General features: G+C 59.7%; 7 protein-coding genes and 1 pseudogene. 2 read left to right on the top strand and 6 right to left on the bottom strand.

Features of this window, described 5'->3' with window-relative positions; genetic code table 11:
• Nucleotides 1-127 precede the first annotated feature (127 nt).
• Nucleotides 128-577, bottom strand: a pseudogene (locus tag ACLIIZ_RS19155) (transposase); the annotation flags it as partial.
• Between the two features lie 290 nt (nt 578-867).
• Between ACLIIZ_RS19155 and ACLIIZ_RS19150 the strand changes: the two are divergent.
• On the top strand, nt 868-1,212 hold the full coding sequence (locus ACLIIZ_RS19150) for a pilin (RefSeq protein ID WP_416694869.1): 345 nt from the start codon (nt 868-870) through the stop codon (nt 1,210-1,212).
• 101 nt (nt 1,213-1,313) lie between these two features.
• On the top strand, nt 1,314-1,649 hold the full coding sequence (locus ACLIIZ_RS19145; protein WP_416694867.1) for a prepilin-type N-terminal cleavage/methylation domain-containing protein: 336 nt from the start codon (nt 1,314-1,316) through the stop codon (nt 1,647-1,649).
• A 112-nt stretch (nt 1,650-1,761) separates the two neighbouring features.
• Here the strand turns inward: ACLIIZ_RS19145 and ACLIIZ_RS19140 are convergent, their stop codons facing one another.
• From ACLIIZ_RS19140 to ACLIIZ_RS19120, 5 genes are read right to left on the bottom strand one after another with little or no spacing between them, the layout of a single operon-like run.
• Entirely contained in the window at nt 1,762-3,240 is a 1,479-nt protein-coding gene (locus ACLIIZ_RS19140; protein WP_416694864.1) for a CYTH and CHAD domain-containing protein, read from the bottom strand.
• Between the two features lie 29 nt (nt 3,241-3,269).
• Nucleotides 3,270-4,499 carry a hypothetical protein gene (locus ACLIIZ_RS19135; protein ID WP_416694861.1) on the bottom strand — a complete coding sequence of 410 codons (1,230 nt, stop codon included), beginning with the start codon at nt 4,497-4,499 and terminating at the stop codon, nt 3,270-3,272.
• A complete protein-coding gene (locus ACLIIZ_RS19130; RefSeq protein WP_416694859.1) occupies nt 4,493-5,293 on the bottom strand; it encodes an outer membrane lipoprotein-sorting protein in 801 nt (266 codons plus the stop codon). The genes ACLIIZ_RS19135 and ACLIIZ_RS19130 overlap by 7 nt, the downstream gene beginning before the upstream one ends.
• Nucleotides 5,286-6,503 (bottom strand): ABC transporter permease, encoded by a 1,218-nt coding sequence (locus tag ACLIIZ_RS19125; RefSeq protein WP_416694857.1) that lies wholly within the window; start codon nt 6,501-6,503, stop codon nt 5,286-5,288. The genes ACLIIZ_RS19130 and ACLIIZ_RS19125 overlap by 8 nt, the downstream gene beginning before the upstream one ends.
• Entirely contained in the window at nt 6,500-7,174 is a 675-nt protein-coding gene (locus ACLIIZ_RS19120; protein WP_416694854.1) for an ABC transporter ATP-binding protein, read from the bottom strand. The genes ACLIIZ_RS19125 and ACLIIZ_RS19120 overlap by 4 nt, the downstream gene beginning before the upstream one ends.
• Between the last annotated feature and the right edge of the window lie 4 nt (nt 7,175-7,178).

Here is a 7,178-nt window from a genome sequence, read left to right as displayed (position 1 = left end):
CGGGTGATGCCGCCGCCGGCGAATTGGCTTCTGTATTTCCATTGATAGTGTCCACCATCGCTTTTAAGGGGACACTATCTTCGCGGTCTATCGGACCAATTTATAGGTGGGGTTGCCGGGGGCTTACGATCAAGCTGCCATCCACACTGAAGTGCTCGTCGGAGATGAAGCCATGCCACTCGGCCAGCATCAGGACTCGGCGGAAGAATTCCCGGGCAATATCTTCCGAGAGCAGCCGATCCCGGTTGATGCAGAACACCGTGCGGTTCCAGGTGAGATCGTCTATCCCCAGGCCAACGAACCAGCGGAAGAGGAGGTTGTAGTCCAACTGCTCCATGAGCTGGCGTTCGCTACGCACCGTGTAGAGGACCTGCAACAGCAGCGCCCGCAGGAGTTTCTCCGGCGCCACCGAGGGCCGACCGGTATGGGAATAGCGGGCATCAAAAAGCGCCGACATGCTGGCCAGGATGGCATCTGCCAGAACCCGAAGCCGGCGCAGCGGGTGCTCCGCGGGAATCCGATCCTCCAGGCTCACATAGCTGAACATCGCTCCCTGCATGACATCGGCACCGCGCATCGTCTCTCCCGAAAATTAGCTCCCGTCTTTCAGGCCCGAGTCTGCCTGCTTTATCGCATCAGGCCAAGGGCGGGGACTTTCTCACCATCCTGCTAGACAAGGTAATGACGGTTTTTGCCGCAATCGCCTGACGCAAATTGTCACTATGTCATTTTGGTTTTGTTATTTTTTTTTGCCGGATTTTATTTCCCTATGATTTTTAAGGAATATTTTTTCTGCGCGCGCTTGGCACAGAAAGTGATTGGTAAAGATCAGCGGTTTTCCCGCCTTTCCCAATAAAGGAGATTCAAATGAAAAAGGTTCAACAAGGTTTCACCCTGATCGAACTCATGATCGTTGTGGCGATCATTGGTATCTTGGCAGCTATCGCTTTGCCGCAGTATCAGGACTACACGAAGAAATCTTCGGAAAATGCCTGTCTTGCAGAAACCAAGGCCTTCGCTAATGTCCAGTACGCTTACTTGGCCGATCCGTTGCGTGTTGCTGCTGACAAGCCCGTCGCGAACGCAAAGGCTTGCGCCACAATCACGGAGGCGGCTGATTTGGCTGGTAAGGTGACGGCAAGTTCGAAGAGCCCCGGTACGAAGGGGGTTGAGTGCGATTTTTCGAAGGGCGCAACTTGTGAGTTGAAGTAAGCTCGGTTTTGTTTCTGTGGGCTTAGGGCTCGCGTTCGGAACTGAAAGAAAAACGCCGTCACAAAACGGCGTTTTTCTAACTTGATAGAACAAGGAATGTCGTGCTTAGGTTTCAGCGTGCTTTTACCTTGATTGAGCTAATGATCGTTATGGCGATTATCGCCATACTTGCAGCTGTTGCTATTTCTGCTTATGCGAATTACGCAGCAAGATCTGCAGATTATGCTTGCCTCCAGGAGGCAAAGTCTTATGCCGAGAGCGCGCTGGTGGTCATGCACCAGATCGACAGCCCAGGGACGATTCCTTCTCCTGCCTTGAAGGCTTGCAGTTCGCTTACGCAGGCGGTTGACTTTTCTACTGATTTGAAAGGGAAGTCTCGTGCGCCAGGGTCAGCAATCATTACCTGCGAAATGAAAAAAGCTCACTGTTACATGTGATCGCGGGTGGAGTTATTTGGGAGCGGGATTTTCCCCTTTTCAATCTATGTTGGGCAGACGGCACTATTGCAATCTGGTCGTAAATGCCAAATCGCTATTGTTCGCTCTTGCGTCACTCGATACCGCTCTGCTCTCTGCCGGCCTTGAGCCAGGCTTCGAGCATTTCTGGAACATGAGTAACGAGGATTTCTTGTCGTCCAGCGACCCAACCATGAGCTACGGAGTCCTGCCTTTCGGCAATCGCTTCATCGATCAAAAGCCTAGCGGTGACTTGGTCATTGATCAGCCCCAGTGCTTCCTGGAGTCGGCTCAATGTTTCAAGGTAGCGCTTCATCTGTCGGCTCGGCAGTAAGGGCGTCATAAATTCTAGGGCGTAGCGCAGTTTCTTGAAGCGCAGACGCATGATGTGGCGTTGTTCGTCGTCGAGTTCGTCGTAACGTTCGGCCAACTTGCGGACGCTGCGGGTATGGGCGGCGATGCGTTCGTTGGCGAAGCGCTTGAGCGGGGTGCCCATGGTGTCGCTGAGGGCATGCACGGCTGCGGTGAATTCGATCATCAGGCGCGGGTACTCCTTGAGGCGGAGCAGGCTGGTGATGGCGCGCCGTGCTGCCTTGACGCGGCGTTTCGCTTCGTTCTGCAGGCGATGGATATCGTGACTGTGCGGAAAGGCGCGGGCGATCGGAGGGAGGGTTTCTTCCAGGAAAACGTCCCAGTTGCGCGCTTCACCAAGGGCTCCTGCCAGGGTCTGCCAGCTCTGGCCGTAGGCGGCGACGAAGTTTTCCGGTAGGACCGGGGCGAAGAGCTTGATTGCCGAACGTAGGCGGCGCAGGGCGACGCGGGCCTGGTGGATGAATTCCGGTTCGCCGCCGGCGAGCAGGCCGGCTTCGTTGCGCTGGAAATGTTCCAGGCAGCCGAGGGCGATGGTGCGGAAGGCTTCGACCGGGCTCTGCTCGGCATGGATGGGTAACGGTTTGGCGCGAAAGGGCTGTTCGGGTTCGTTGCGGAACAGCCGGTATCCCCGTTCAGCCTTGCTCGCGACATCGGGGTGAAGCGTGACATGCTGCTGCAGTTGCCGGGTCAGTTCGAAGATGTCTTCAACGCGCCCGGAGATCAGTTCGAGTTCGACTTCGCAGATCCCGGTGCTGCTTTCTTTTGCGGAAATTTTTCCACGGTCCAGCGCCATTTCAATCAGCGAGTCGCCGCAGGCAATTTGCCAGGCTTGGCGCCGGAAGTCGGTGGTGAAGATCGGCTCCAGTTGGTCGTGGGCGGCGTCGAGCAGGTTGCGCAATTCCGCGTTGTCGACGTGGGAGAAGTCGAATTGGCCCGGTGTTGCCGGAACTTCCCATTCGCTACGGATGGCCAGACCGCCGCTGGCTGGCTCGGCTGATTTCACCGTCTGCAACCATTCCCAGCCTTTCTTGCGCAGGCGAAGGGCGATGCGGCGCTGGCGCAGCGTCAGGTCCGGTGTGTCGTAGTAGGTGTTGAGCAGGTGCTGCTTCTGGCTGGCGATGCCCTTCAGGAGAGGATGCGCGAGAAGTTTGCGGACATGTCTGGCTTCCAGTCGCAGCTTGAGTTCGATTTCAGTCGCCATGGTTTTTCCCCGGGAATGTTGTCAGTGTCTTACCAGATCGGACAGGACAGCTGGACCCACGCCATGTAACGCTCCGGTGCCCGGGCATAGACGGAATCGCTGTCTCCGCCCAGGTGGCGGACGCCGCCGCTGATCTTGAAGCGGTTCCCTTCATAGCTGGCGCCGAGTGTGGTCACTAGGCCACCGTCGGTCGGCGTGTTCAGGAGTTCGACATAGGGCTTGAAGCCGTCGCCGTTGTCGTAGGAAACACGGAACAGAGCGTTGTCGCGATGGACGTTGACCTGAGTGTAGGCGTTCGCCGACCAGGCGAGATTGGCGTTGAAGACCGCTGCCGGAGCTAGCGCCGCATTCAGGTGTTGACGGGCAACCAGGGCGTCGAGCCGACGCCAGTCCGACTTGCGGTAGGCTTCGCCGTCGTGGAAGAGTTCGAGCAGCGCGCTCCAGCCGGAAACGCCGGTCCATTGTGCACCGACCACGCTTTTGTTGGCATGGTCGCCGGATTGCCGGACGAGCGGCGAGGTCAGGACGAAGGTGCCGCCAGTTTCGCCGAGTGTGTTGATTGTTTTCGGATAGCGGTGGCTGTACAGCGTGCCGCCGTAAACAGACCATTCGTTGCCGATGACGCGATTGGCGCCGAAGCCGGCTTCAAACTTGCGCGTGCGCGAGAAGCGGGCAACGGCGTGCAGGTCGTCCTTGTCATCGACTTTGTACCAGCGGAAGGCGAGTGCTTCGTCGTCGCGGTCGCGTTTGTCACCCCCCTGGCCGGGCTGAGTCCAGACTGCAGTCCAGGCCTGGTTGATGGAGAACTTTTCGACCGATAGCAGTGGAATACCGACCAGCATCGGGTCGGTGACGCTGCGCCGGTTCTCGCGCTGAACCACGTCGAGTGGGCGGAAGGCAAAACCGATCCCCCAGGTGAGAACCTTCTTGCCGATGGTCCAGGCCAGTCCGTCGCCGAGCGCGCTGTCAAAGTAAAACTGGTTGAGGTCGGTGCGCAAGCGGTCTGCCTGTCCTTGGCGAGTTTCCCAACGCAGCGTTGCATCGCCGGAAAAGCCGTGGCCGCGGTAACGCAGGGCGACTTCCTGGTTTGAGTTCCAGCCGCCGGGCATTTCCGGGCGGCCGGCTGCGAAATAGGGGCTGCCGCGCTCGGCCTCGTGATATTCGGGGGTGACGCGCAGCGTGGCGTTGAATTCGTCGCCCAGGGCGGGTGTCGAGCCGAGCGCGAGCACGGCGAGCAAGGGAAGGAGCTTGGTTACCATTCGGCGAGTGAGTTGCGAACTAGGGCGGCGGGATTGAAAAGTTCGTCCGGGGCTTCGCGGGCAGCGAGCTTGCGGTAATGGACGACGGTGTGTCGGGTGGTCTGGATATGATCGAAGAGCAGCATCGCGCCAACCTGACGCCGTCCCTGCACCGCCTGCTCGAAGTACCAGGCTTCCTTGGCCTTCTTGCCGGAGCCCATGATCAGGTCGGCCTTGACCGGAAACTTGCTGTTCTTTTCCAGGAAAAGCTCGATTTTGGCATAGGTGACGCCGCTGCGTAGCGCCTGCAGTTGGAGGCGCAGGCAGCTACCGGCAGCAACGCGGCCGGGGATGCCGGCAATTTCCGGGGGCTTCGGGCAGTCGGTTTCTTCGTTGACGCTGCCGTCGTAATCCTCGTGCCAGGACATTTCGGCGATGTCGCCGGTCGAGGCTTCGCCGAGCAGCTTCTGGTTGGCAGTGATGCGCAGCGGGCGCTGGCTGTCGGGGACGAAAAGCCAGAAATTGTCACCCAGCATCAGTACCTTTTGACCGAGTTCGGCGGCTGTTTTCATCAGGATAAGCGAACGTCGCCCGGGCTTGATGTAGACGGTGTAGTCGCGTTCCTTATCGAGTTCGCCGCGCCTATATTGCTCAACGCGGGTTTCGACCTGCGCCGAAGCAGCCGGCAGGCGGTAGGCGTCGGCCTTGCGCAGCAGGGCGTCGATTTCGCCGGCGGCGGAGGCGACGGCGGCTCCGTAAAGGCAGTGTGCGACGCCGAGATGGCACAGGAAAGAAAGTAGGCGATGGTTAAACATGGCCGAGGGCATCCACGATGGGTTTGCTGGCGGCACGTCGGCTCACCGCCCAAGCCGCCCCCATGCACAGTAGGACGATCACTGCGTTGGTGACCAGCGTCAGGGTCGGCGAACCGGCGACCAGCAGCGGGTAGCCTTCGGAGCGGCCGGGCGGCGGCGGCATCTGCAGGCGGAGATAGGGCAAGGTCCAGATCACGGCGGCGGCTACCAGGTTGCCGATCATCACGCCTGCCAGGCCGATGATGCCGCCCTCGCGGACGAACTGGGCGATGATTTCGCGCGGATGGGCGCCCAGCGCGCGCAGGGTGCCGATTTCCCGGGTCCGTTCGACCACCGCCATGGCCAGGGTGTTGATCACCGAGAAGAGGACGAGGGCGATGATGATCATGCCGAGCAGGCCGAAAATCCGGTTGTACAGGGCCCGCACCGAGTGATAGTACTGGGCCTGTTCCCACCAGGGCATGTAGGCATGCTCGCCGTCGTAGGCGGCGAGCGTCTCGAGCATGGCGGGGACCTTGTCGAGACGGTGCATGAACACCGACAGGGTGCTGATCTTGTCGGTCATCAGGAGATTCTGGGCGGTCTGGATGTCGGAGAAGACGAGGCGTTTATCGACCTCGCTCCAACCGGTGGAAACCAGCGCCGCAACCTCGACGTCCACCGCGTTGATGCCGCCGGTGGCGGCGGTGGTGCCGATCAGCGTCAGTTGCGAGCCGACCTTGGCACCGAGATTGCGGGCGAGCGCAACGCCGAGCAGGATTTGTGGCAGTTGGCTGGGCTTGCCCTGCGGAATGGCGCCGTCGCGGACAACCAGGAAATACTTGCGGACGGCTGCTTCGCGAGCGAGTTCGGCGCCGGTGCCGAGAAAGATCAGCGATTTGTCGCCGTTCGAGATCAGTCCGGAATAGTGGATCCGCGGCAACAGCGTGGCGACTTCGGGGTTCTTTTCAAGGTATTCCGCGACGCGATTGTTCTGCTGCATGCCGAACTGCATTGGCGTTTCTTCTTCCTTGGCGAAGAAGGACTTGTCGGCGACCGTGATGTGACCGAATTCGCGGGAGGCGCCTTCGATCAGGATGTCGTAGGTCCACAACGCAAAGCCGCCAGCGATCAGGATCGAAGCACAACCGACCGCCGCAATGAAGATGGTGACGAACGAGCGACGCCGGTTGCGCAGGACGTTCTTCCAGGCCAGCAGGATGTGATTCATTCGATCACGCCGTCCTGCATGCTGAATACCGTGTCGCAGTGTCGGGTCATGCGGTCGTCGTGGGTGGCGATCAGGAAGGAGGTGCCGAGTCGGTGGCCAAGGCTTTTCATCAGTTCGACGATGTGTTCGGCGGTGTCGGTGTCGAGGTTGGCGGTGGGTTCGTCGGCGATCACCAGGAGCGGCGCCTTGACCAGCGCCCGGGCGATGGCGACGCGTTGCCGCTGGCCGCCGGAAAGCTGGTCGGGTTTGCGCTCGGCGAAACCGGTGAGGCCAACCTTGTCGAGGATATCAGAAACCAGCGCCCGTCTTTCGGCCTTCGGGACGTTATTGAGCAGCAAGGGGTATTCGACATTGTCGAAAACGCTCATCACTGGCACCAGATTGTAGTTCTGAAAGATGAAGCCCATGCGTTTGCGCCGGATTTCGGTGCACGCCGCCTCGTCCAGTTCGCTGATGTCCTCGCCGGCCAGTCGGTAGCTGCCGCCGTCGATGCGGTCGATCAGGCCGCAGATGTTGAGCAACGTGCTCTTGCCACTACCCGAAGGGCCGCGGATGGCGGCGAAATCGCGGGCCTGGAGCTGCAGATCGACGCCGCGCAAGGCGGAAATCTGGTTGTCGCCGATGCGATAGTGTTTGACGACCTGATTCAGTTCAATGACGGGGTGTTTCATGCTG

This window comes from Azonexus caeni (assembly GCF_048146105.1).
GTDB lineage: Bacteria > Pseudomonadota > Gammaproteobacteria > Burkholderiales > Rhodocyclaceae > Azonexus > Azonexus aromaticus_B.
This window is presented reverse-complemented; position numbering and strand designations above follow the sequence as displayed.

Coding starts and splice junctions, on each gene's coding strand:
- ACLIIZ_RS19150 (WP_416694869.1), top strand. CDS start 868: ATGAAAAAGGTTCAACAAGGTTTCACCCTGATCGAACTCATGATCGTT.
- ACLIIZ_RS19120 (WP_416694854.1), bottom strand. CDS start 7,174: ATGAAACACCCCGTCATTGAACTGAATCAGGTCGTCAAACACTATCGC.
- ACLIIZ_RS19130 (WP_416694859.1), bottom strand. CDS start 5,293: ATGTTTAACCATCGCCTACTTTCTTTCCTGTGCCATCTCGGCGTCGCA.
- ACLIIZ_RS19135 (WP_416694861.1), bottom strand. CDS start 4,499: ATGGTAACCAAGCTCCTTCCCTTGCTCGCCGTGCTCGCGCTCGGCTCG.
- ACLIIZ_RS19125 (WP_416694857.1), bottom strand. CDS start 6,503: ATGAATCACATCCTGCTGGCCTGGAAGAACGTCCTGCGCAACCGGCGT.
- ACLIIZ_RS19140 (WP_416694864.1), bottom strand. CDS start 3,240: ATGGCGACTGAAATCGAACTCAAGCTGCGACTGGAAGCCAGACATGTC.